At 70.3% G+C, this 21,004-nt stretch carries 25 protein-coding genes, 1 tRNA gene and 1 riboswitch; of the genes, 8 read left to right on the plus strand and 18 right to left on the minus strand.

The window, feature by feature from the left end; genetic code table 11:
* Position 1: 1 nt before the first annotated feature.
* Positions 2-856, minus strand: a complete 855-nt coding sequence (locus ACZ51I_RS04950; RefSeq protein WP_468871538.1) for an ABC transporter permease — start codon at positions 854-856, stop codon at positions 2-4.
* Positions 849-1,652, minus strand: a complete 804-nt coding sequence (locus tag ACZ51I_RS04955; RefSeq protein WP_468871539.1) for an ABC transporter permease — start codon at positions 1,650-1,652, stop codon at positions 849-851. Before ACZ51I_RS04955 ends, ACZ51I_RS04950 begins: the two co-directional genes overlap by 8 nt.
* A 136-nt stretch (positions 1,653-1,788) precedes the next feature.
* On the opposite strand from ACZ51I_RS04955, the gene ACZ51I_RS04960 reads away from it, so the two are divergent.
* On the plus strand, positions 1,789-4,014 hold the full coding sequence (locus tag ACZ51I_RS04960) for a transglycosylase domain-containing protein (protein WP_468871540.1): 2,226 nt from the start codon (positions 1,789-1,791) through the stop codon (positions 4,012-4,014).
* Here the strand turns inward: ACZ51I_RS04960 and ACZ51I_RS04965 are convergent.
* The 3 genes from ACZ51I_RS04965 to ACZ51I_RS04975 form a co-directional block, all read right to left on the minus strand.
* Entirely contained in the window at positions 3,992-4,312 is a 321-nt protein-coding gene (locus tag ACZ51I_RS04965) for a DMT family transporter (RefSeq protein ID WP_468871542.1), read from the minus strand. The two genes, ACZ51I_RS04960 and ACZ51I_RS04965, sit on opposite strands and share 23 nt — an antisense overlap.
* 32 nt (positions 4,313-4,344) lie before the next feature.
* Positions 4,345-4,415: riboswitch (guanidine-III (ykkC-III) riboswitch) on the minus strand.
* A 41-nt stretch (positions 4,416-4,456) separates the two neighbouring features.
* A complete protein-coding gene (locus ACZ51I_RS04970) occupies positions 4,457-4,795 on the minus strand; it encodes a GroES family chaperonin (RefSeq protein WP_030222196.1) in 339 nt (112 codons plus the stop codon).
* A gap of 46 nt (positions 4,796-4,841) precedes the next feature.
* Positions 4,842-5,162: a DUF3618 domain-containing protein gene (locus tag ACZ51I_RS04975; protein ID WP_468871544.1), complete on the minus strand. Its 321-nt coding sequence runs from the start codon at positions 5,160-5,162 to the stop codon at positions 4,842-4,844.
* 146 nt (positions 5,163-5,308) lie between these two features.
* Between ACZ51I_RS04975 and bcp the strand changes: the two genes are divergently transcribed.
* The 3 genes from bcp (at position 5,309) to ACZ51I_RS04990 (ending at position 7,678) form a co-directional block, all read left to right on the plus strand.
* Positions 5,309-5,782: a thioredoxin-dependent thiol peroxidase gene (gene bcp / locus ACZ51I_RS04980; protein WP_468871545.1), complete on the plus strand. Its 474-nt coding sequence runs from the start codon at positions 5,309-5,311 to the stop codon at positions 5,780-5,782.
* Between the two features lie 171 nt (positions 5,783-5,953).
* The gene (gene proP / locus ACZ51I_RS04985) at positions 5,954-7,447 is read left to right on the plus strand and encodes a glycine betaine/L-proline transporter ProP (protein WP_468871547.1); all 1,494 of its coding nucleotides are present in this window, start codon (positions 5,954-5,956) and stop codon (positions 7,445-7,447) included.
* Between the two features lie 146 nt (positions 7,448-7,593).
* Positions 7,594-7,678 (plus strand) — tRNA-Leu (locus ACZ51I_RS04990).
* A gap of 54 nt (positions 7,679-7,732) precedes the next feature.
* On the opposite strand, the gene rdgB is transcribed toward ACZ51I_RS04990, so the two are convergent.
* The 4 genes from rdgB to ACZ51I_RS05010 all read right to left on the minus strand — a co-directional run bounded on the left by rdgB (position 7,733) and on the right by ACZ51I_RS05010 (position 9,911).
* Positions 7,733-8,341: an RdgB/HAM1 family non-canonical purine NTP pyrophosphatase gene (gene rdgB / locus ACZ51I_RS04995; RefSeq protein WP_468871548.1), complete on the minus strand. Its 609-nt coding sequence runs from the start codon at positions 8,339-8,341 to the stop codon at positions 7,733-7,735.
* A 7-nt stretch (positions 8,342-8,348) separates the two neighbouring features.
* Positions 8,349-8,756 carry a hypothetical protein gene (locus ACZ51I_RS05000; RefSeq protein ID WP_468871699.1) on the minus strand — a complete coding sequence of 136 codons (408 nt, stop codon included), beginning with the start codon at positions 8,754-8,756 and terminating at the stop codon, positions 8,349-8,351.
* A gap of 60 nt (positions 8,757-8,816) precedes the next feature.
* Positions 8,817-9,548, minus strand: a complete 732-nt coding sequence (gene rph, locus ACZ51I_RS05005; RefSeq protein ID WP_468871549.1) for a ribonuclease PH — start codon at positions 9,546-9,548, stop codon at positions 8,817-8,819.
* A gap of 90 nt (positions 9,549-9,638) precedes the next feature.
* Positions 9,639-9,911 (minus strand): PTS sugar transporter subunit IIB, encoded by a 273-nt coding sequence (locus ACZ51I_RS05010; RefSeq protein ID WP_468871700.1) that lies wholly within the window; start codon positions 9,909-9,911, stop codon positions 9,639-9,641.
* Positions 9,912-10,108: 197 nt separating this feature from the next.
* Here ACZ51I_RS05010 and ACZ51I_RS05015 point away from each other — a divergent pair, with 197 nt between their 5' ends.
* The gene (locus tag ACZ51I_RS05015; RefSeq protein ID WP_468871550.1) at positions 10,109-11,413 is read left to right on the plus strand and encodes a PTS transporter subunit EIIC; all 1,305 of its coding nucleotides are present in this window, start codon (positions 10,109-10,111) and stop codon (positions 11,411-11,413) included.
* A gap of 243 nt (positions 11,414-11,656) precedes the next feature.
* Positions 11,657-12,922 carry a PTS transporter subunit EIIC gene (locus ACZ51I_RS05020; RefSeq protein ID WP_468871551.1) on the plus strand — a complete coding sequence of 422 codons (1,266 nt, stop codon included), beginning with the start codon at positions 11,657-11,659 and terminating at the stop codon, positions 12,920-12,922.
* A gap of 61 nt (positions 12,923-12,983) precedes the next feature.
* Here the strand turns inward: ACZ51I_RS05020 and ACZ51I_RS05025 are convergent, their stop codons facing one another.
* On the minus strand, positions 12,984-13,739 hold the full coding sequence (locus tag ACZ51I_RS05025; RefSeq protein WP_468871552.1) for an MBL fold metallo-hydrolase: 756 nt from the start codon (positions 13,737-13,739) through the stop codon (positions 12,984-12,986).
* Between the two features lie 203 nt (positions 13,740-13,942).
* On the opposite strand from ACZ51I_RS05025, the gene ACZ51I_RS05030 reads away from it, so the two are divergent.
* Positions 13,943-14,428: a type II toxin-antitoxin system PemK/MazF family toxin gene (locus tag ACZ51I_RS05030; protein WP_468871553.1), complete on the plus strand. Its 486-nt coding sequence runs from the start codon at positions 13,943-13,945 to the stop codon at positions 14,426-14,428.
* 26 nt (positions 14,429-14,454) lie between these two features.
* Here ACZ51I_RS05030 and ACZ51I_RS05035 read toward each other — a convergent pair whose 3' ends face one another.
* The 4 genes from ACZ51I_RS05035 to ACZ51I_RS05050 all read right to left on the minus strand — a co-directional run bounded on the left by ACZ51I_RS05035 (position 14,455) and on the right by ACZ51I_RS05050 (position 16,635).
* Complete coding sequence (locus ACZ51I_RS05035; RefSeq protein WP_468871554.1) at positions 14,455-15,405, minus strand: PLP-dependent cysteine synthase family protein; 951 nt, start codon at positions 15,403-15,405, stop codon at positions 14,455-14,457.
* Positions 15,406-15,410: 5 nt separating this feature from the next.
* Positions 15,411-15,689, minus strand: a complete 279-nt coding sequence (locus ACZ51I_RS05040; RefSeq protein ID WP_468871555.1) for a MoaD/ThiS family protein — start codon at positions 15,687-15,689, stop codon at positions 15,411-15,413.
* 90 nt (positions 15,690-15,779) lie between these two features.
* Positions 15,780-15,896, minus strand: a complete 117-nt coding sequence (locus ACZ51I_RS05045; protein WP_468871557.1) for a putative leader peptide — start codon at positions 15,894-15,896, stop codon at positions 15,780-15,782.
* Between the two features lie 100 nt (positions 15,897-15,996).
* Positions 15,997-16,635, minus strand: a complete 639-nt coding sequence (locus tag ACZ51I_RS05050; RefSeq protein WP_468871558.1) for an HD domain-containing protein — start codon at positions 16,633-16,635, stop codon at positions 15,997-15,999.
* A 71-nt stretch (positions 16,636-16,706) separates the two neighbouring features.
* On the opposite strand from ACZ51I_RS05050, the gene ACZ51I_RS05055 reads away from it, so the two are divergent.
* Positions 16,707-17,669 (plus strand): GlxA family transcriptional regulator, encoded by a 963-nt coding sequence (locus ACZ51I_RS05055; protein WP_468871560.1) that lies wholly within the window; start codon positions 16,707-16,709, stop codon positions 17,667-17,669.
* Between the two features lie 8 nt (positions 17,670-17,677).
* Here ACZ51I_RS05055 and ACZ51I_RS05060 read toward each other — a convergent pair whose 3' ends face one another.
* The 4 genes from ACZ51I_RS05060 to clpS form a co-directional block, all read right to left on the minus strand.
* A complete protein-coding gene (locus tag ACZ51I_RS05060) occupies positions 17,678-18,103 on the minus strand; it encodes a M67 family metallopeptidase (protein ID WP_468871561.1) in 426 nt (141 codons plus the stop codon).
* 84 nt (positions 18,104-18,187) lie between these two features.
* Entirely contained in the window at positions 18,188-19,624 is a 1,437-nt protein-coding gene (locus ACZ51I_RS05065; protein WP_468871562.1) for an amino acid permease, read from the minus strand.
* 309 nt (positions 19,625-19,933) lie between these two features.
* Positions 19,934-20,518, minus strand: coding sequence for a DUF2017 domain-containing protein (locus ACZ51I_RS05070; protein ID WP_468871563.1), 585 nt, complete (start codon positions 20,516-20,518; stop codon positions 19,934-19,936).
* Entirely contained in the window at positions 20,518-20,823 is a 306-nt protein-coding gene (gene clpS / locus ACZ51I_RS05075; RefSeq protein WP_030691594.1) for an ATP-dependent Clp protease adapter ClpS, read from the minus strand. Before clpS ends, ACZ51I_RS05070 begins: the two co-directional genes overlap by 1 nt.
* Positions 20,824-21,004: the final 181 nt, after the last annotated feature.

The raw sequence follows: 21,004 nt of genomic DNA on the forward strand, positions 1-21,004 counted from the left end.
TTCAGCTTCCCGTCGATCGGTACGAGCGGATCCCGGCGCGCCACGCGAGCCCCGCGATCCCGCAGCAGACTGCCGCCACCGGCGGCGACGCGAACGCCGCCCAGTCCGGCACCCCCGCCGGGGCCGGGCGGTCCAGCACGTACAGGGCGGGCAGCCAGCTCACGAACGCCAGCGGGACGACGTACACGACCCCCCGCACCAGCTCCTGCGTGAAGATCGTCGGCGGGTACTGGAGGAGGGTGTTCCCGCCGTACGTGAACGAGTTCGTGACCTCCGCCGCGTCCTGGAGCCAGAACAGGGCCGACGCGCCCACCACCATCACCGCGCCGAAGATCACCGCACCGCACACCACCGTCACCGGCAGCAGCAGCACCTTCAGCGGCGTCCACTCCACGTCGAGCAGCAGCAGCCCCCAGACCAGGACGAGCAGGCCCTGCGCGACCCTCCCGAACCGCCGCAGCGCGAACTTGTCCGCCGCGACCTGCGCGAGCAGCGGCGCCGGACGCATCAGGAACGTGTCGAGCGACCCGTCCCTGACCCGCTTCCCCATCCGCTGGAGCGAACCCATCGTCAGGTCGGCGATCCCGAAGGACGTCCCCGCCGTCCCGTACAGCAGGGCGACCTCGGCGAACGAGAAGCCGCCGAGGCCCCGCACCTGACCGAACATCAGGAGGATCACCACGAAGTCGAAGAAGGTGACGCAGAAGCTGGTGACGACCGTCAGGGCGAAGGAGGAGCGGTACGTCATCGTCGACCGGATCCACATCGCCGCCACCATCCGGTACGTGCGCCAGAAGTCGCCCGCCCACGGCCGGGGGCCTCTCCGGCCCTGATCCGCCGGACGGGTCCTAGCCACCCTGCACCACCACCTTCCGCGTCGCCGCCGCCTGCGCCAGCCGGCCCGCCCCGAGGAGGACCAGCGCCCAGCAGCCCTGGAAGCCGTACGCCCCCGCCAGCTCCCAGCCCTCGTACCTCCCCAGGTACACGTCGGCCGGCACCTGGAGCAGCGAGGCCCACGGCAGCAGCCGCGCGAACTCGCCCAGCGCGCCGGGGAAGACGTTCAGCGGGAGCAGCATCCCCGAGAAGAACAGGCCGCCGAGCCAGGCCACCTGCACCACCCCCTGGCCGTCCATCAGCCAGAACGCGCTCATCGCCACCAGGTACCAGATCGCGAAGCCCACCACCGAGCCCAGCGCCACCGCCGGCAGGAACGCGAGCCACCCGGACGGCCCCGACGGCAGGGTGAAGTGGAAGACGAACGCGCCGACCGTCATCGGGACGACCCCGCGGCCGAGGAGCTGGAAGGCGGAACGGCCGGCGTTGGCCGAGAACCACCAGGCCTGGAGGTCGGCGGGGCGGTAGAGGTCGACGGCGATGTCACCCGTCCTGATCCGCTCGATCAGCTCGTCCTCGAAGCCGCCTCCCATGAGGCCGCAGACGGTGATCAGCGCCTGTCCGATCCACACGTAGGCGAGCGCGTCGTCCATGGAGTAGCCGCCGAGCCGCGGCCGTTCGTCCCAGAGGGCGATGTACGTGTAGGAGAGGACGAAGCCGAAGACACTGTTGGTGAAGACACCCGCGGCCGTGGCCACGCGGTAGGTCGCGAAACGCCGGAAACCGCCCGCGGCCACCGTCGCGTACAGCCGGAGCATGTGTGTCCCTTCCCTGCACGGTGGGCGGCGAAGCGCACGACCCTAGTGGCTTCGCCCGGCGCGCCGCGAGCGGTTTTCGCGCCACCTTCGGGTCGCTTGAGGGAGTTTCGGAGCGTTCCGTGCAGTATGTGATGCCATGTCCCCTTCCTCCGGTACGAGCGGCACGAGCTCCGGTGTGAGCTCCGGTACGAGCGACGACGACCCCCACCCGAGCGGCTGGGAGCCACGGGACCCCACCCTTCCCGGCCCGCTTCCCGGCCCGGCGGAACGCCGCCGGCGCCCCCGGCGCGTCCTGCGGACCCTCTTCGGGCTCCTCCTGCTCACCACGCTCCTGCTCGCCGGCGCCTTCGCCGCCGGCTACCTCCTCGTGGAGATCCCGCCCGCCAACGCCGCCGCCGTCGCCCAGTCCAACGTCTACCTCTACCGGGACGGCACCCCCCTCGCCCGCGACGGCGAGGTCAACCGCGAGAACGTCCGCCTCGACCAGGTCCCGCTCCCCGTCCGGCGCGCCGTCCTCGCCGCCGAGGAGCGCGACTTCCACACCTCCCGCGCCGTCGACCCCAAGGCCATGGTCCGCGCCGCCTGGAACACCGTCACCGGCAAGGGCCGCCAGTCCGGCTCCACCATCACCCAGCAGTACGTCAAGAACTACTACCTGGGCCAGGAACAGACCCTCAGCCGCAAGGCCAAGGAGTTCTTCATCGCGATCAAACTGGGCCGCGAGAAGAGCAAGGAGGAGATCCTCCAGGGCTACCTGAACACCAGTTACTTCGGCCGGAACGCGTACGGGATCCAGGCCGCCGCCCGCGCCTACTACGGCAAGGACGTCCAGAACCTCGACACCGCCGAGGGCGCCTACCTCGCCTCCCTCCTCAAGGCCCCCAGCGCCTACGACGTCACCACCCACCCCGAGAACCGGGCCAAGGCCCTCGCCCGCTGGCACTACGTCCTCGACGGCATGGTCACCAAGGGCTGGCTCAGCCCCGCGGCCCGCGCCGCCGCCCGCTTCCCCGCCCCCCAGACCGCCCGCGCCGCCACCGCCCTCTCCGGCCAGCGCGGCTACCTCGTCCAGGCCGTCGAGGACTACCTCACCGACCACGGGATCATCGACGAGAAGACCCTCGCCGGCGGCGGCTTCCGCATCACCACCACCCTCGAACCCGCCAAACAGGAGGCCCTCGTCCAGGCCGTCGAGGACCGCGTCGTCTCCCACCTCGACCCGGCGCGCGCCCCCGCCGACCGGTACGTACGGGTCGGGGCCGCGGCCGTCGACCCGGCGAGCGGCAAGGTCCTCGCCATGTACGGCGGCGTCGACTACACGCAGCAGTACGTCAACAACGCCACCCGCCGCGACTACCAGGTCGGCTCCACCTTCAAGCCCTTCGTCTTCACGGCCGCCGTCCAGAACGGCGCCCAGACCCAGCAGGGCCGGCCCATCACCCCGTACACCCTCTACGACGGCACCAACCGGCGCCCCGTCGAAGGGTGGAACGGCAGCCCCTACGACCCCGCCAACGAGGACGACGCCAGCTACGGCGAGATCGCCGTCGGCGCCGCCACCGACCTGTCGGTGAACGCCGTGTACGCCCAGATGGCGGTCGACGTCGGCCCCGCGCACGTCCGGCGCACCGCCGTCGCCCTCGGCCTGCCCGGCACCACCCCCGACCTCACCGCCTCCCCCTCCATCGCCCTGGGCACCGCCACCGCCAGCGTCCTCGACATGGCCACGGCGTACGCGACGCTCGCCGCCCACGGCCGGCACGGCACGTACACCCTGGTCGAGGACGTCAGCAGGAACGGCGAACAGCTGGAGCTTCCCGCCGCGGCGCCCCGGCAGGCGGTGAGCCGCGAGGCCGCCGACACGACCACCTCGGTTTTGCGGAGCGTCGTCGAGTCGGGCACGGGCACGGCCGCGCAGGCGGCGGGGCGCCCGGCCGCGGGCAAGACGGGCACGGCGGAGGACGACAAGGCCGCCTGGTTCGCCGGCTACACCCCGGAACTCGCGACGGTCGTCGCGCTCATGGGCCAGGACCCCGAGTCGGGCGCACAGGAACCGCTGTACGGGGCGCTCGGCCAGCCGCGCGTCAACGGAGGCGGCCCGCCCGCCGAGATCTGGGCCCGGTTCACCCGGGAGGCACTGGCGGGGACGGCGCCGAAGGACTTCGACCTCCAGCTGATGCCGGGCGCCGAGCCTCCGCCGCCGACGCCAACGGCGCCCGACGAGCCGGAGGACTGGTACGAGACGGGCGAGGCGGGACCCGGAGCGGCCTCACGCGACCCCGCCCCCGGCCCCGGGGCCTCCCCCGCGCCCGGCCCGGCCCGTACCGCCGGAGACCCGGTCAGTGACCGCTCGTCGCCTTGAGCCCCACCACGGCGACGAGCAGCAGACAGACGAAGAAGACGCGGGCGGCGGTCGCCGGCTCACCGAGCACCACCATGCCGAGCACCGCCGCACCGGCCGCCCCGATGCCGACCCACACGCCGTACGCCGTACCGATCGGCAGCGTCTTGGCCGCCTGCGACAGCAGCACCATGGAGGCGACGATCCCCGCGCCGGTGAGGACGCTGGGCCACAGACGCGTGAAGCCGTCGGTGTACTTCATACCGACGGACCAGCCGACCTCCAGCAGACCGGCGACGATCAGCAGAACCCAGGCCATGACGAGACACCTCCGCGAGACGGATCAACAGGGGTGCGTCGTCTTGTCGTGAACCCGGTACGGCGCGTCTCGTCGGGGTGTTCCAGGCTAGCAAGGAACGCGCGAAGGCCCCGGTGACCGGAGTCACCGGGGCCTTCGCCCGTCCTACAGGTACAGCCCGGTCGAGTCCGACGTCCCCTGGAAACGGTCCGCGGCCACCGCGTGCAGGTCGCGCTCCCGCATCAGGACGTACGCGACACCCCGCACCTCGACCTCGGCACGGTCCTCGGGGTCGTACAGCACCCGGTCGCCGGTCTCGACGGTCCGGACGTTCTGGCCGACCGCGACCACCTCGGCCCAGGCGAGGCGACGGCCTACGGCGGCCGTCGCCGGAATCAGGATGCCGCCGCCGGACCGCCGCTCCCCCTCCGGGGAGTCGGTACGGACCAGGACCCGGTCGTGGAGCATCCGGATGGGCAGCTTGTCGTGCGTGTTCTCGCTCACGGACCGAACCTACCTGCCCCGGCGTGTCGCCCGCCGCCGGGAGGGGTCACGCCTTCTTCCGCCGGGCGGTGGACACGACCAGCCCGACGACGGCGAGGGCGACGACCGCCACCGGAACGACCCGCTCCAGGCGGGGCGCGCCGTCCTCGTGCGTGAAACGCGCCTTCACGTCCGACACGACCCGGTTGACGGCGACGAACGCCCGTCCGGCCGTCTGGTCGACCGTCGAGGCGACCTTCGCCCTGGCATCCCCGATGATCGTCTTCGGATGCATCCGAATGCCGATCTCGTCGAGGGTGACGGCGAGCTGCTCGCGCCGGCGGACGATGTCCGCCTCGATCTGTGCAGGGGTCCTGGCCTCCGACACCGCGCTGCCTCCGTAGTCGTGATCCGGTCGTTGATCGGTCCTTGTGGACAGTCTGTCAGTTCTGCCGCCGATGGGTCGCCTCAGACCCCCATTAGCCCCCATTAGGCTCTGAAGGCGTACGCGAACACTCCCGAGGAGAGCCAGCCATGAGCGAGCGACTGCAGCCCGGCGACACCGCCCCCGCCTTCACCCTTCCCGACGCGGACGGCAACGAGGTCTCCCTCGCGGACCACAAGGGCCGCAAGGTCATCGTCTACTTCTACCCCGCGGCCCTCACCCCCGGCTGCACCAAGCAGGCCTGCGACTTCACCGACAACCTGGACGCCCTCGCGGCCGCGGGCTACGACGTCATCGGCGTCTCCCCCGACAAGCCGGAGAAGCTCGCGAAGTTCCGCGAGCAGGAGAACCTGAAGGTCACGCTGGTCGGCGACCCGTCGAAGGAGACCCTGGAGGCGTACGGCGCCTTCGGCGAGAAGAAGCTGTACGGCAAGGTGGTGACGGGCGTGATCCGCTCCACCGTCGTGGTCGACGAGGACGGCAAGGTCGAGCACGCCTTCTACAACGTCAAGGCCACGGGCCACGTCGCCAAGATCCTCAAGGACCTCAAGATCGCGGCCTGAGCCCGCCTGACCCCTGGGTGCCGGCACCGGCACCATCACCGGCCGGGAACGACCCCTCGTCCGCCCTCGACGGCGTGACATGGGTCGCACTCCCGGCCGGATTCCGTTTGCGGTCCGGCCCGGCGCGCAGGCGTCCTTCCTGGAGTGCCCCCTGAGAAAGGACGTACGGCCATGCCGGCCCCCGACCTCACCCCGGCCGACCCCGGCGCCCGCAAACGCCACCCCCTGCTCTTCCGGGTCGTCAGCCGACGCCGGCAGCCCCGGTTGCGCCGTACGGACATCACGGTCACCGACGAGGCCGCGGTCAAGAGGGCCGTACGGGCCGCCTCCCTGGGCAACGCCATGGAGTGGTTCGACTTCGGCATCTACGCCTACCTCGCCGTCACCCTGGGCCACGTCTTCTTCCCCGCCGGCAACGACACGGTCCAGCTGCTCTCCTCGTTCGCGACCTTCGCCGTCGCCTTCCTGGTGCGCCCGCTGGGCGGCGCCGTCTTCGGCCCCATGGGCGACCGCCTCGGCCGCAAGAAGGTCCTGGCGCTGACCATGATCCTCATGGCCCTCGGCACCTTCGCGATCGGCCTCATCCCGTCGTACGCCTCCATCGGCTTCTGGGCGCCGGTGCTGCTGATCCTCTTCCGGATGCTCCAGGGCTTCTCGACGGGCGGCGAGTACGGCGGCGCCTCCACCTTCATCGCCGAGTACGCGCCCGACCGCCGGCGCGGGTACTTCGGCAGCTTCCTCGAGTTCGGCACCCTCGCCGGTTACGTCGGCGCCGCGGGCCTGGTCACGGCGCTGACCGCGTGGCTGGGCGCCGACACGATGGAGTCCTGGGGCTGGCGGGTGCCGTTCCTGGTGGCGGGGCCGCTGGGGCTGGTCGGCCTCTACCTGCGGATGCGGCTCGACGAGACGCCCGCGTTCCAGCGGCTGGAGTCCGACACGGCGCACCCCTCGGAGGCCGCGGACGCCGTGGAGACCTCCGCCAAGGGCGACCTGGGCAAGATCTTCCGGCAGCAGTGGCCGGCGCTGATCCTGTGCGTCGCGCTGGTCGGCGCGTACAACATCTGCGACTACATGCTGCTGTCGTACATGCCCACGTACCTCTCCGACGAGCTCGGCTACAGCGAGACGCACGGCCTGCTCGTCCTGCTGCTCGTGATGGTGCTCCTGATGCTGGTCATCACGCGGGTCGGGCGGCTGAGCGACCACTTCGGGCGCAAGCCGGTCCTGATGACGGGCATGCTGGGCTTCCTGCTCCTGTCGCTCCCGGCGTTCCTGCTGATCGGCCAGGGCGGCGTGGCGGCGATCACCGCCGGCATGCTGATGCTCGGCCTGTCGCTGGTCTGCCTGCTCGGCACCATGTCGGCGGCCCTTCCGGCGCTCTTCCCGACCCAGGTCCGGTACGGCTCCCTGTCGGTGGGCTACAACCTGTCGACGTCCCTGTTCGGCGGTACGACCCCGCTGGTGATCACGGCCCTGATCGGCGCGACGGGGAACGACCTGATGCCGGCGTACTACGCCATGGGCGCGGCCCTGGTCGGCGTGGTCGCGGTGGCCTGCATGAAGGAGACGGCCCGCCGCCCCCTGGACGGTTCGCCCCCGGCGGTGGAGACGCCGGAGGAGGCGGCGGAGATGGTGATGGCCCAGGCCCCCGAGCCGCGGTTCTGACCCCTCGGCCTCGCTGAACGGCCCGCATCGGAGTGCGTCCGACGCGGGCCGTTCATTTTTCCGTACTCGGCCGCTGTGCCCCAACTGCCATGCCGTCACCCGTACCTGGCGTCGTGACGGCGCCCGCTACGATGGCAGACAGTCGAGCGGCGGTGGTGCAATGGCTGACACAGCAGACTTAGGATCTGTGGCCCCTGACCGGGCTTGAGGGTTCGAATCCCTTCCGCCGCACAGGAATGGCCTGCGAATCGAAGGATCGATTCGCAGGCCATGCGTATACGCCCCTCAGCCCAGCAGCTCCTTCACCACCGGCACCAGCGCCCTGAAGGCCTTGCCCCGGTGGCTGATCGCGTTCTTCTCCGACGGAGTCAGTTCCGCGCAGGTCACCTCGTGGCCCTCCGGCTGGAGGATCGGGTCGTAGCCGAAGCCGTTCGTGCCGACCGGGGTGTGGCGGAGGGTGCCGTCCATGCGGCCCTCGACGACTCGTTCCGTGCCGTCCGGGAGGGCCAGGGCCGCCGCGCAGGCGAAGTGGGCCGCGCGGTGGGTGTCGTCGATGTCGGAGAGCTGGGCCAGGAGCAGGTTCAGGTTGGCACGGTCGTCGCCGTGGGTGCCGGCCCAGCGGGCGGAGAAGATGCCGGGGGCGCCGTTCAGGACGTCGACGCAGAGGCCCGAGTCGTCGGCGACGGCCGGGAGGCCGGTGGCGCGGGCGAGGGCGTGGGCCTTCAGGAGGGCGTTCTCCGCGAAGGTCACGCCCGTCTCCTTGACGTCGGGGATGTCGGGGTACGCGTCCGCGCCGACGAGCTCGAGGTCGAGGCCCGCGTCGGCGAGGATCGCGTGGAGTTCGGTGATCTTGCCCGCGTTGCGGGTGGCGAGGATCAGGCGCTGTCGGGTCATGCTCCGATTATCCGGGGGTGCAGACCTTGGCGACCTCGCCGGCGGCGTCCGTGATCGGCGTGATGTCCGGGGTGGTGTCGCCGTTGTCGACGGCGGTGCGAACGGAGTCGACGCCCTTGTTGAGGTCGTCGACGGCCTTGGACAGGTCGGCGTTGTCGGTCGTGTTCTTGAGGTTGCCGAGTTCGGTGGAGATGGAGTCGAGGGACTCCTCGATCTGCGTGACGTCGTTGGAGGCGTTGGAGACGGCCTGCTGGAGGTTGTTCACGGAGGTGGCTATCGCGTCGGCGGTGTTGACGCAGTCCATGGCGGTGTCGAGGGCTCCGCAGCCGCTCAGGACGGTGGTGAGTGCGGCGGCCGTGGCCACGGCGAGTGCGAGACGGCGCTTCAAGGCGGGTCCTCCCCCAGGTACGTACATGCGGACGGGCGGGCGCACGGATCGTATCCGGGTGCCCGCCCGTCAGGACGCAGCCGCTCGTCAGAGGGTTCCTTCGAGGGCCTTGCGCTGGATCTCGGCGAGTTCGGCGCAGCCGCCGGAGGCGAGGTCGAGGAGGGCGTTGAGCTCCTTGCGGTCGAAGGGCTCGGCCTCGGCGGTGCCCTGGACCTCGACGAAGCGGCCGTCGCCGGTGCAGACGACGTTCATGTCGGTGTCGGCGCGGACGTCCTCCTCGTAGCAGAGGTCGAGGAGGGGGACGCCGTCGACGATGCCGACGGAGACGGCGGCGACGGTTCCGGTGAGGGGCTTGCGGCCGGCCTTGACGAGCTTCTTGCCCTGGGCCCAGGCGATGGCGTCGGCGAGGGCGACGTAGGCGCCGGTGATGGCGGCGGTGCGGGTGCCGCCGTCGGCCTGGAGGACGTCGCAGTCGAGGACGACGGTGTTCTCGCCGAGGGCCTTGTAGTCGATGACGGCGCGCAGGGAGCGGCCGATGAGGCGGGAGATCTCGTGGGTGCGGCCGCCGATCTTGCCGCGGACGGATTCGCGGTCGCCGCGGGTGTTGGTGGCGCGGGGGAGCATGGAGTACTCACCGGTGACCCAGCCTTCGCCGCTGCCCTTGCGCCAGCGCGGGACGCCTTCGGTGACGGAGGCGGTGCAGAAGACCTTGGTGTCGCCGAAGGAGATGAGGACGGAGCCCTCGGCGTGCTTGCTCCAGCCGCGTTCGATGGTGACGGGGCGGAGCTGTTCGGGGGTACGGCCGTCGATGCGAGACATGGGTGGAGCCTAGCGGGACATGACGGAGGGCCCGTTCCCCTGCCGGAACGGGCCCTTGTCGATGTGATTCGGCCGACGTGGGTCAGCGGGTCACATCAGGTCTTCGATCTCCGCGGCGATGGGGTCGGCGTCGGTGCCGATGACGACCTGGATGGCGGTGCCCATCTTGACGACGCCGTGGGCGCCGGCGGCCTTCAGGGCGGCTTCGTCGACGAGGGCGGCGTCCACGACCTCGGTGCGCAGGCGGGTGATGCAGCCTTCGACCTCTTCGATGTTGTCGATGCCGCCGAGCCCGGCGATGATCTTCTCAGCCTTGGTGGCCATGTGTTTCTCCCTGTCCGTTCCGTTCGCGTGGACGCGAATCCCGGGCGCACCTGTGGTCCGCTTTGTCACGGTAACCCACGGTTGGCCCAACTTCGCGAGCGAGTGCAGCCGTTCTGCCGAATGATGACGATCACCGGCGGCCTGTCCTCAGCGGGTTCCCGGAGCCTATCGCAACTGGTCTACACCAGTGTGCAACGAGATGCGGACCCGGTTTGTTCCGGGCAGGGAGGACGCCGATGAGTACGGACAGCGCCGCGGCCGCACCCAAACCGAAGAAGTCGCTGGGGAGCGGGCTCTTCCAGGGCCTGCAGAAGATGGGCCGCAGCCTCCAGCTGCCCATCGCCGTGCTCCCGGCCGCCGGCATCATCAACCGGCTCGGGCAGCCGGACGTCTTCGGCGCGGAGGGTCTCGGCTGGGACAAGGTCGCGGCGGTGATGGCGGGCGCGGGTGGCGCCCTCCTCGACGGCAATCTCGGTCTGCCCCTGCTGTTCTGCATCGGTGTCGCCATCGGCATGGCCAAGAAGGCGGACGGTTCGACCGCACTGGCGGCCGTGGTGGGCTTCCTCGTCTACTACACGATCCTGCGTCAGTTCCCGAAGGACTGCCCTCCGGGCACGAAGGACATCGCGGGCGCCTGTCTGGCGCCCGGGGACGTCTACGCCGCCTACACGTACCAGAACCCCGGGGTCTTCGGCGGCATCGTCATGGGTCTGCTCGCCGCCTGGTTCTGGCAGCGGTACCACCGGAAGAAGCTCGTCGACTGGCTGGGCTTCTTCAACGGCCGCCGGCTCGTGCCGATCATCATGACGTTCGTGGCGATCGCCTTCGCCTCGCTCTGCCTGCTGATCTGGCCGCCGATCGGCGACGCGCTGGAGAGCTTCAGCGACTGGCTGGTGGGGCTCGACGCCTGGGGTTCGGGCATTTTCGGCGTCGCGAACCGCGCGCTGCTCGTCATCGGCCTGCACCAGTTCCTGAACGTGCCGATCTGGTTCCAGTTCGGTTCGTACACCAGGCCGGACAAGACGGTGGTCCACGGTGACATCCCCATGTTCCTCGCCGGCGACCCGGACGCCGGCCAGTTCCTGACGGGCTTCTTCCCGATCATGATGTTCGCGCTGCCGGCGGCGGCGCTGGCGATCACCCACTGCGCGCGGCCCCATCGCCGCAAGGCGGTCGGCGGCCTGATGCTGTCGGTCGGCCTGACCTCGTTCGTCACGGGCATCACCGAGCCGATCGAGTACTCGTTCCTCTTCATCGCGCCGCTGCTGTACGCGATCCACGCCGTGCTGACCGGTGTCTCGATGGCGGTGACCTGGGCGCTCGGCGTGAAGGACGGCTTCAGCTTCTCGGCGGGTCTGATCGACTACGCGATCAACTGGAACCTGGCGACGAAGCCCTGGCTGATCATTCCGATCGGGCTCGCGTTCGCGGTCGTGTACTACGCGATCTTCAGGTTCGCGATCATCAAGTTCAACCTGCCGACGCCCGGCCGTGAGCCGGAGGAGGTCGAGGAGGAGATTGAGCGGGACAACGTGAAGTGACCCGGCGCTGACCCCCTAAAGGCCCTTGGACCCGACGGTCCGGGGGCCTTTCGCCGTCCATTTCCGGCTATGGCCGAGTCCACAGAATTAGCAGGTTCCTTATCTAAGTCTCACGTGCTACAACTGGTCTACACCACTCATTGGTGTAGACCACGCGGTCCAGACCACCGCGTTCCACGAGACGCCGCCGTCACCCCCTTTCCACTGTCCTCTGGCGGCGCCTTGCCTTACTGGAGGAAGTTGATGAGTACGGCCACCGCCCAGGCCGCCGCTCCCGCGAAGAAGCGCGGATCCGGCCTGTTCCAGGGCCTGCAGAAGGTCGGTCGCAGCCTGCAGCTGCCGATCGCCGTGCTGCCGGCCGCGGGTATCTTGCTCCGTCTCGGTCAGCCGGACGTCTTCGGCGCCGAGGGTCTCGGCTGGGACAAGGTCGCTTCCGTCTTCGCCACGGCGGGTGACGCGGTCTTCGTCAACATGCCGCTGCTGTTCTGCGTCGGCATCGCGATCGGCTTCGCCAAGAAGGCCGACGGCTCGACCGCGCTCGCCGCGCTGGTCGGCTTCCTGGTCTACAAGAACGTACTGACCGCGTTCCCGACCTCCGAGGCGGTCGTCAACACGACCGCAAACAAGGGCGTCGACGTCGCGGCGACGTACAACGACCCCAAGGTCTTCGGCGGCATCATCATGGGCCTCCTGGCCGCCGTCATCTGGCAGCGGTACCACCGCAAGAAGCTGGTCGACTGGCTCGGCTTCTTCAACGGCCGCCGGCTCGTCCCGATCATCATGGCCTTCGTCGGCACCGTCATGGGCGTCCTCTTCGGTCTCCTCTGGGAGCCCGTCGGCAACGTGATCACCGACTTCGGCAACTGGATGACCGGCCTCGGAGCCGCCGGCTCCGGCATCTTCGGCGCCATCAACCGCGGACTGCTCCCGGTCGGCATGCACCAGTTCGTGAACACGGTCGCCTGGCAGGAGATCGGTTCCTTCACCGACTCGACCGGTGCCGTCTGGCACGGCGACCTGGCCCGCTTCTTCCACGGTGACCCGACCGCCGGTCAGTTCATGTCCGGCTTCTTCCCGATCATGATGTTCGCGCTGCCGGCCGTCGCCCTGGCGATCACCCACACCGCCCGCCCCGAGCGCCGCAAGGTCGTCGGCGGCATGATGTTCTCGCTCGCCCTGACCTCGTTCGTCACGGGCATCACCGAGCCCATCGAGTTCGCGTTCATGTTCCTGGCGCCCCTGCTGTACGTGATCCACGCCGTGCTCACCGCCGCCTCGATGGTCATCACCTCGGCCCTGGGCGTGCACCACGGCTTCACCTTCTCCGCCGGCGCGCTGGACTACTTCTTGAACTGGACGTACGCCTCCAAGCCCTGGCTGATCATCCCGATCGGTCTGGTCTTCGCGGCGATCTACTACGTGGTCTTCCGCTTCGCGATCGTCAAGTTCAACCTCGCCACCCCGGGCCGCGAGCCCGAGGAGGAGATCGAGGACCTCACCAAGGTGTGAGCCTCACCCGCGTCACGGAGGGGCCCCGGAACCGCATGGTTCCGGGGCCCCTCCCGCGTACTCAGATCTCGTACACCGCGCCCGGCCGCGCCAGCTCCGACGGGCCCGTGTACACCTCGCGCGCGTCGGCGAGGTTCCGCTCGCCGTCCGTCCACGGCGGGATGTGGGTGAGCACGAGCCGGCCCACCCCGGCGCGGGACGCGTGGGCGCCGGCCTCCCGGCCGTTGAGGTGGAGGTCCGGGACCGCCTCCTTGCCGTGGGTGAAGGACGCCTCGCAGAGGAAGAGGTCGGTGCCGGCGGCGAGGTCGTGCAGCGCCTCGCAGACCCCGGTGTCCCCGGAGTACGTGAGCGAACGGCCGCCGTACTCGATCCGGATGGCGTACGCCTCGACCGGGTGGCACACCTTCTCCGTACGGACGGAGAACGGGCCGATCTCGAAGGCGCCGCCGGACTTCAGCGTGTGGAAGTCGAACACCTCGCTCATCGACGTGGCCGAGGGCGTGTCGGCGTACGCCGTGGTCAGCCGCTGCTCGGCGCCCTCCGGCGCGTACACGGGGAGCGCGTCGCAGCGCCCGCCCTCGTGCCGGTAGTAGCGGGCGACGAAGTACCCGCACATGTCGATGCAGTGGTCCGCGTGCAGGTGGCTGAGGAAGATCGCGTCGAGGTCGTACAGACCGATGTGTCGCTGCAGCTCGCCCAGGGCGCCGTTGCCCATGTCGAGGAGCAGCCGGAAGCCGTCGGCCTCGACGAGGTAGCTCGAACAGGCCGAATCCGCGGAGGGGAACGACCCGGAGCAGCCGACGACGGTGAGCTTCATGGAGCGTGAACCTCCGTGGACGGGTGCGGGAAGCGCGCTGAGGGAGGGGGAGGCTGTGCGATCTGTCGAGCGTAAGGCGCACCCGGGCCCCCCGCTCCTCCGTGGTGGCCCGTTGTGGGCGAACTCACGGGCTCTGTCACCGGTTCGGATGGATGCGGGGCCGCCACGGCGAAGCGAACCGCGCGCCGGTACCGTCTTGAGGTATGGACACGTCGTGGTGGCCCGCGCTGGTCGCGGTCGTGGTGATCGCGCTGGTGGTGGCGCTCGCCGACAGGTGGAAGCGGTCGCGCCGGCCCTCGGGCCGGACCCGGCCGCCGTCGCGCCGGCCGCACACGGGGCCGCCCGCGGGTCCTCGGAAGGCTCCCGCGCGACCGGGCCGGGCGCCGAGGGCGGCCGAGATCTGGTGGGCGGACGTGCCCTTCGAGGACGGGCCCGGGTCGAAGGACCGGCCCTGTCTGGTGCTCGCGGTACGGGGGGACAGCGCGCTCGTCGCCAAGATCACCAGCAAGTACCACGACGAGCGGCCGGGGGTGATCGCGCTGCCGCCGGGGGCGGTGGGCGACGCGCGGGGGCGGCCGAGCTTCCTGGAGACGGACGAGCTGCGGAAGGTGCCGGTGGCGGACTTCCGCCGGAGAGCGGGAGAGGCGGACCCGGTCGTGTGGGACCGGGTCCGCCATCTCGCGCGGTAGTGGGAGGCCGGAAGCCGCTGGGCGGGCTATGCCCAGAGCTGGCCCTGGACCGCTTCGATCGCCTCTTCCGTCGTCTTGGCCGTGTAGAGGCCCGTCGACAGGTACTTCCAGCCGCCGTCGGCGACGACGAAGGCGATGTCGGCGCTCTCGCCCGCCTTGACGGCCTTGTTGCCCATGCCGATGGCCGCGTGCAGGGCGGCGCCGGTGGAGACGCCCGCGAAGATGCCCTCCTGCTGGAGGAGTTCACGGGTGCGGGTCACCGCGTCGGCGGAGCCGACGGAGAAGCGGGTGGTGAGGACGGACGCGTCGTACAGCTCGGGCACGAAGCCCTCGTCGAGGTTGCGCAGGCCGTAGACCAGGTCGTCGTAGCGCGGCTCGGCGGCGACGATCTTGACGTCGGGCTTGTGCTCGCGGAGGTAGCGGCCGACGCCCATGAGCGTGCCCGTCGTGCCGAGGCCGGCGACGAAGTGGGTGATCGAGGGGAGGTCGGCGAGGATCTCGGGCCCGGTGGTGGCGTAGTGGGCGCCCGCGTTGTCCGGGTTGCCGTACTGGTAGAGCATCACCCAGGACGGGTTCTCGGCGGAGAGCTCCTTGGCGACGCGTACCGCCGTGTTCGATCCGCCGGCCGCGGGGGACGAGATGATCTCGGCGCCCCACATGGCGAGCAGCTGGCGCCGCTCCTCGCTGGTGTTCTCGGGCATGACGCAGACGATGCGGTAGCCCTTGAGCTTCGCCGCCATGGCCAGGGAGATGCCGGTGTTGCCGCTGGTCGGCTCCAGGATGGTGCAGCCGGGAGTGAGGCGGCCGTCCTTCTCCGCCTGCTCGATCATGTGGAGCGCGGGGCGGTCCTTGACCGAGCCGGTGGGGTTGCGGTCCTCCAGCTTCGCCCAGATGCGGACGTCGTCCGAGGGCGAGAGCCGGGGGAGGCGGACCAGCGGCGTGTTGCCGACCGCGGCCAGCGAGGAGTCGTAGCGCATGTGGATCAGACCATGCCGCCGGCGACGGCCGGCAGGATCGTGACGTTGTCGCCGTCGGTGAGCTTGGTGTCGATGCCGTCGAGGAAGCGGACGTCCTCGTCGTTCAGGTAGACGTTGACGAAGCGGCGGAGCTTGCCGCCGTCGACGATGCGGGCCTCGATCCCGTTGTGGCGGGTCTCGAGGTCGGCGAAGAGCTGCGCGAGGGTGTCACCGCTGCCCTCGACGGCCTTGGCGCCGTCGGTGTAGGTGCGGAGGATGGTCGGGATGCGGACCTCGATGGCCATGGCGTGGGCTCCTGTCGGAAGTGGCGTGTTGGGCGCGCTTCTGTGGCCCCGCGCGGAGGGGGTCGTACGGTGAGGGCGCTCGCCGGTCGCTCAGAGCGCAGCGCGGGAGGTACAGATCGCGCTGGCGAGGCGGCACAGGTCGACGTGCAGGCGTGCCGCGAGCAGGGTGGTGCTCGGAGTCTCTTCGCTCACGTCGTGGGAAACCATGGGCTCATCGTATCGATTCCCGGTCCGGGTTCCGGAATGTGATCTCACATGATGGATGATTTGTGACCGACTGGCGGACCTCGCAGGTAGAGGGGGTGGTTCACTCCGGCCAGGCGGAGCTCTGGATCGTCGTCGCGAAGTCGCCGGGGACGAATCCGGGCACGAAATGGCGCAGAACGTCCGCCTTGACGTTGCCGAAGGCGGTGACCGGCCTGGGCGCGATGCCGTCGGTGAAGGCGGCGAGGATGCGGCGCTTGAAGTCGGGGCGGGGGTGGGCGGCGACGATCGCGGCGCGGTCCTCGGGGGTGACGGCGGTGGGGTCGTCGTAGCCGATGCCGAGGACGTCGTACTCGACGCCGGCGGTGACGAGGGCGACCTCGGGCTCCATGAAGGAGGGGATGCCGGGGGTGGTGTGGAGGGCGATCGCGGTCCAGACGCGGCGGACGGCGTCCTCGTCGGCGCCGTGGGAGCGGAGGAAGGCGGCGGCCTCCTCGGCCCCGTCGACCTCGAAGCGGCGGCCACTGGTCCGGTGCTCCTCGCCGAGGCCGAGGTCGTGGAACATGGCGCCGACGTAGAGGAGTTCGGGGTCGAAGGCGAGGCCCCGGGCGCGGCCCTGGAGGGCGCCGAAGAGGTAGACGCGGCGGGAGTGGTCGTAGATCAGCTCGCCGGCCGTATCGCGGACGAGTTCGGTGGCGGCGGTGGCGAGCCTGCTGTCCGGGATGAGCGTCATCGGGTTCATGGGGCAAGCCTCGCCGCCGGGACCACGCCCCGCCATGTCCCTGTGGACAGGCATCCCACAGAATCGGACACATGACGACGACGCACGCGGTGTGGGTGTTCGCCTTCGACGGGGTCCGGCTGCTCGATGTCTCCGCCCCGCTGGAGGTCTTCACGACGGCCGGGGCAGGTTACGAGGTACGGGTGTGCACGCCGGACGGGCGGGGCGTACGGACCTCGTGCGGGCTGCGGATCGGCGCGGACCGCGCGGCCGGGGAGGTGCCCGGCGCGGACACGCTGGTCGTCCCCGGGGCGGTGGACGTGGAGCGGTGTGTGGCGGTCGCTCCGGCGGTGGCTGCGCTCGCGGCGCGCTCGGGGCGGGTGGCGTCGGTCTGCACGGGGGCGTTCGCGCTCGCGGCGGCGGGGCTGCTCGCCGGGCGGCGTGCGGCGACCCACTGGGAGCACGCGGCGGAGCTGGCCCGCCGGTATCCGGCGGTCGAGGTGAGCGCCGACGCGATCCATGTGCGGGACGGGGAGGTGTGGTCGTCGGCGGGGGTGACGGCCGGGATCGACCTGTGTCTGGCGCTCGTGGAGGAGGACCGGGGGCCGGAGGCGGCCCGGTCGGTGGCGCGGGATCTGGTGGTGTTCCTCCAGCGGCCGGGCGGGCAGTCGCAGTTCTCGGCGGCTTCGCGGACTCCCCCGACGGGGCACCCGGTGGTGCGGCCGCTCCTGGACGCGGTGGCGGCGGATCCGGCGGCGGACCACAGCGCGCCGGCGCTGGCGCGGCGGGCGGGGGTGAGCGCCCGGCATCTGGCGCGGCTGTTCCGGGATCAGGTCGGGGCGACGCCGGCGGGGTACGTGGAGCGGGTACGGGTGGAGGCGGCGCGGATCCTGCTGGAGGGCGGGGCGAGCGTGACGGGGGCGGCGGCGCGGAGCGGGCTCGGGAGTGACGAGAGCCTGCGGAGGGCGTTCGCCCGCCATTTCGGGGTGACGCCCTCCGCCTATCTGGCCAGGTTCCGGACCACGTCCCCGTCGTGGGGAGTGTCCCGCCGTTGAGCCTCGGCCTACTGGTACGACTCCACGACCTTGACCTCTTCCTCCGTCACGACGCCGTCGACGATCGTGTAGGAGCGGAACTGGAAGGGTCCGGAGCCGTCGGTGTCGGCGGTGGAGACGAGGACGTAGTGGGCGTGCGGCTCGTTCGCGTACGAGATGTCCGTGCGGGACGGGTAGGCCTCGGTCGCGGTGTGCGAGTGGTAGACGATGACGGGCTCCTCGTCCCGGTCGTCCATGTCGCGGTAGAGCTTGAGCAGGTCGCCGGAGTCGAACTCGTAGAACGTGGGCGAGCGGGCGGCGTTCAGCATCGGGATGAACCGCTCGGGGCGGCCGCTGCCGGCCGGGCCCGCGACGACACCGCAGGCCTCGTCTGGGTGGTCCGCTCGGGAGTGCTCCACGATCTGGTCGTACAGGGCCCGGGTGATGGTCAGCATGCCGACAGGATAAGCAGACGGGCCGCCCCGTACCGAGAAGTGGTACGGAACGGCCCGGATGCTGAGACGTGCCAGGTCAGAGCGTCAGACGCGCTTGACGAAGGCGGCGCCCTCGGGGTTGCGGGCCTTGAGGACCAGGTAGGACACGGCGAGGATCAGGCCCCAGACCGGCGCGCCGTACAGCGCGACCCGGTTGTCCGCGTCCATGCCCATGGTCACGACGACCATGCCGATGAAGGCGAGCGAGAAGACGCTGAACCAGATGCCGCCCGGCGCCTTGAAGGAGGAGTGGGGCAGCTCGCCGCGGTCGGCCTTGAGGCGGTAGCGGATCTGGCAGATCAGGATGACGATCCAGGCCCACATGCCGGAGATGGTGGCGAAGGAGACGACGTAGTTGAACGCCTCGCCGGGCCACTGGTAGTTGATCCAGACGCCGACCATCATCAGCGCGGCCGAGACCGTGGTGCCGACCAGCGGGGTGCCGGACCTGGTCAGCTTGGTGAAGACCTTCGGGCCCTGGCCGTTGAGCGCGAGGTCGCGCAGCATGCGGCCGGTGGAGTACATGCCCGAGTTGCAGGAGGACAGGGCCGCCGTGAGGACCACGAAGTTGACGATGGCGGCGCCGACGCCGAGCCCCATCCGCTCGAAGGCCTCGACGAAGGGGCTGACGCCCGGCTTGAAGGCGGTCCACGGGACGACCGACAGGATCATGATCAGCGCGCCGACGTAGAAGACGGCGATGCGCCACGGCACGGTGTTGATGGCCTTCGGCAGGACCGTCTTGGGGTCCTTCGACTCGCCCGCGGTGACGCCGACCAGCTCGACCGCGAGGAACGCGAACATGACCATCTGGAGGGTCATCAGCGTCGAGAAGATGCCGTCCTCGCCGCCGAAGAAGCCGCCGAGGTCCCACAGGTGGGTCACGGACGCGGTGTCGCCGGCGTCGGAGAAGCCGAGGGTGAGGATGCCGGCGCAGATCAGGATCATGCCGACGATGGCGGTGACCTTGACCATGGAGAACCAGAACTCCAGCTCACCGAAGAGCTTCACGGAGATCAGGTTGGCACCGTAGAGGATCACGGTGAAGACGAGGGCGGAGAGCCACTGCGGGATGTCCCACCAGTACGTCATGTAGGTCGCCGCGGCGGTGACCTCGGTGATGCCGGTGACGACCCAGAAGAGCCAGTACGTCCAGCCGGTCGCGAAGCCCGCGAACGGCCCGATGAACTCGCGGGCGTACTCCGAGAAGGAGCCCGAGACCGGGCGGTACATGAGGAGCTCGCCGAGCGCCCGCATGATGAAGAAGATGACGAGGCCCGCGACGGCGTACGCGAGGATCAGGCTCGGTCCCGCGATGGAGATGCCCTTGCCCGCGCCGAGGAAGAGCCCGGTGCCGATGGCGCCGCCGATCGCGATCATCTGGATCTGGCGGGCGCCGAGTGCCCGGTGGTAACCCTCGCCCGAGGCGGAGTCCTCGGCCTCATTGCCGTCGTGCTGCTTGTCGACCTGCACTGAGGTCATGGTGGTGCGCCTTTCTCCATGCGATCCGCGCGACTGCGAGTGCGTCTGCCGCGGATCAGATCCTGATCCCCCCGGATGTGGATGGAGTGCTACCGGCGGTCAGCCGGCCCAAGCGCCCTCGGGAACAGGGGTGGCGTGCCCGAGTGGTCGTGAAGATTTATCACGCGGTGAGGAGTGATCGACGGAGTCGCATGTGGCGCGCGCCACAAAAAAATACGGACAAAGGGCATGCAAGATGTCGGGGCGGACGGTCTGATAACCAATTCGTTATCCGGATTTGAGCGTCCGCTGAGCGAACACGCCTCTCGGTCAGGCCATCAGGGTCGCGACGAGCGACTCCTGGAGCGCTCCCAGCCAGAGGTACGCCATCACCATCGGCTTGCGCGGGTCGGAGTCCGGCAGCCGGTACAGCCGCTCGCTCTCCTCGTCGTCCGTGACCTCCAGGCGGGTGCCGATGGTCAGCCGCAGGTCGTTGAGCGCGCCGAGCCAGGCCCGGGACTCCTCGGCGGTGAGCTTCAGGACCGCGCCGCCCTCCCCGGCCGCCTCGGCGGAGAGGGAGTCCAGGGCGCGCACGACCACGAGGGCGTCCTCGCGCTTGCGGGCCCGCAGGTCGTTCTCGGTGTAGCGGCGGAAGTCGGAGGCGGCCGCCCTCAGCTCCTCGCTGTCGTCCCCGTACGCGTCGGGGAAGAGGCGCCGCAGGGCGGGGTCGGACGGCGGCTCGCTCGGCCCCTCGGCGAAGAGCGCGGCCAGCGGGTCCGCGTCCGCGGCGGGCTCGTCGCCCGGTCCGATCAGCTCCATGAGCTGGACGGCGAGGGAGCGGAGGATGGAGATCTCGACGTCGTCGAGCGCGACGGCCGCGCCACCCCCGGGGAGCGCCTCGAACTGGCCGGCCATCAGAAGCGGTCCTGGGAGAGGGTCGCCCACAGGCCGTAGCCGTGCATCGCCTGCACGTCGCGTTCCATCTCCTCGCGGGTGCCGCTGGAGACCACCGCGCGGCCCTTGTGGTGCACGTCGAGCATCAGCTTGTGCGCCTTGTCCTTGGAGTATCCGAAGTACGACTGGAAGACGTACTCCACATAGCTCATCAGGTTGACCGGATCGTTGTGCACAAGGGTCACCCAGGGCACGTCGGGTTCGACGACCGCGGAGACCTCCTCGGCCGATTCCGTACGTTCGATCTCAATAGGCGCGACGCTCACTCACACCATGTTGTCACCCCTGGGGGCCGGTCGCGCAAACGGGGCACGCCCCGGGCACACGGACGGGGGCACGCCCGCGGCACACGGGCGGGCGCGCTTGCGGCACACGGACGGCCACGCCCTCGGGGCACGGGCGAGGCACGCCCGGGGCCACTATTCGTCACTTTGACGATTTCTGCGC

This window comes from Streptomyces sp. NPDC034084, from assembly GCF_055575535.1.

Bases quoted from the DNA above. Each gene is read 5' to 3' on its own strand.
- ACZ51I_RS04955 (WP_468871539.1), bottom strand. From the start codon at position 1,652: ATGCTCCGGCTGTACGCGACGGTGGCCGCGGGCGGTTTCCGGCGTTTC.
- ACZ51I_RS04960 (WP_468871540.1), top strand. From the start codon at position 1,789: ATGTCCCCTTCCTCCGGTACGAGCGGCACGAGCTCCGGTGTGAGCTCC.
- ACZ51I_RS04965 (WP_468871542.1), bottom strand. From the start codon at position 4,312: ATGGCCTGGGTTCTGCTGATCGTCGCCGGTCTGCTGGAGGTCGGCTGG.
- bcp (WP_468871545.1), top strand. From the start codon at position 5,309: ATGAGCGAGCGACTGCAGCCCGGCGACACCGCCCCCGCCTTCACCCTT.
- proP (WP_468871547.1), top strand. From the start codon at position 5,954: ATGCCGGCCCCCGACCTCACCCCGGCCGACCCCGGCGCCCGCAAACGC.
- rdgB (WP_468871548.1), bottom strand. From the start codon at position 8,341: ATGACCCGACAGCGCCTGATCCTCGCCACCCGCAACGCGGGCAAGATC.
- ACZ51I_RS05000 (WP_468871699.1), bottom strand. From the start codon at position 8,756: ATGTACGTACCTGGGGGAGGACCCGCCTTGAAGCGCCGTCTCGCACTC.
- rph (WP_468871549.1), bottom strand. From the start codon at position 9,548: ATGTCTCGCATCGACGGCCGTACCCCCGAACAGCTCCGCCCCGTCACC.
- ACZ51I_RS05015 (WP_468871550.1), top strand. From the start codon at position 10,109: ATGAGTACGGACAGCGCCGCGGCCGCACCCAAACCGAAGAAGTCGCTG.
- ACZ51I_RS05020 (WP_468871551.1), top strand. From the start codon at position 11,657: ATGAGTACGGCCACCGCCCAGGCCGCCGCTCCCGCGAAGAAGCGCGGA.
- ACZ51I_RS05025 (WP_468871552.1), bottom strand. From the start codon at position 13,739: ATGAAGCTCACCGTCGTCGGCTGCTCCGGGTCGTTCCCCTCCGCGGAT.
- ACZ51I_RS05030 (WP_468871553.1), top strand. From the start codon at position 13,943: ATGGACACGTCGTGGTGGCCCGCGCTGGTCGCGGTCGTGGTGATCGCG.
- ACZ51I_RS05035 (WP_468871554.1), bottom strand. From the start codon at position 15,405: ATGCGCTACGACTCCTCGCTGGCCGCGGTCGGCAACACGCCGCTGGTC.
- ACZ51I_RS05040 (WP_468871555.1), bottom strand. From the start codon at position 15,689: ATGGCCATCGAGGTCCGCATCCCGACCATCCTCCGCACCTACACCGAC.
- ACZ51I_RS05045 (WP_468871557.1), bottom strand. From the start codon at position 15,896: ATGGTTTCCCACGACGTGAGCGAAGAGACTCCGAGCACCACCCTGCTC.
- ACZ51I_RS05050 (WP_468871558.1), bottom strand. From the start codon at position 16,635: ATGAACCCGATGACGCTCATCCCGGACAGCAGGCTCGCCACCGCCGCC.
- ACZ51I_RS05055 (WP_468871560.1), top strand. From the start codon at position 16,707: ATGACGACGACGCACGCGGTGTGGGTGTTCGCCTTCGACGGGGTCCGG.
- ACZ51I_RS05060 (WP_468871561.1), bottom strand. From the start codon at position 18,103: ATGCTGACCATCACCCGGGCCCTGTACGACCAGATCGTGGAGCACTCC.
- ACZ51I_RS05065 (WP_468871562.1), bottom strand. From the start codon at position 19,624: ATGACCTCAGTGCAGGTCGACAAGCAGCACGACGGCAATGAGGCCGAG.
- ACZ51I_RS05070 (WP_468871563.1), bottom strand. From the start codon at position 20,518: ATGGCCGGCCAGTTCGAGGCGCTCCCCGGGGGTGGCGCGGCCGTCGCG.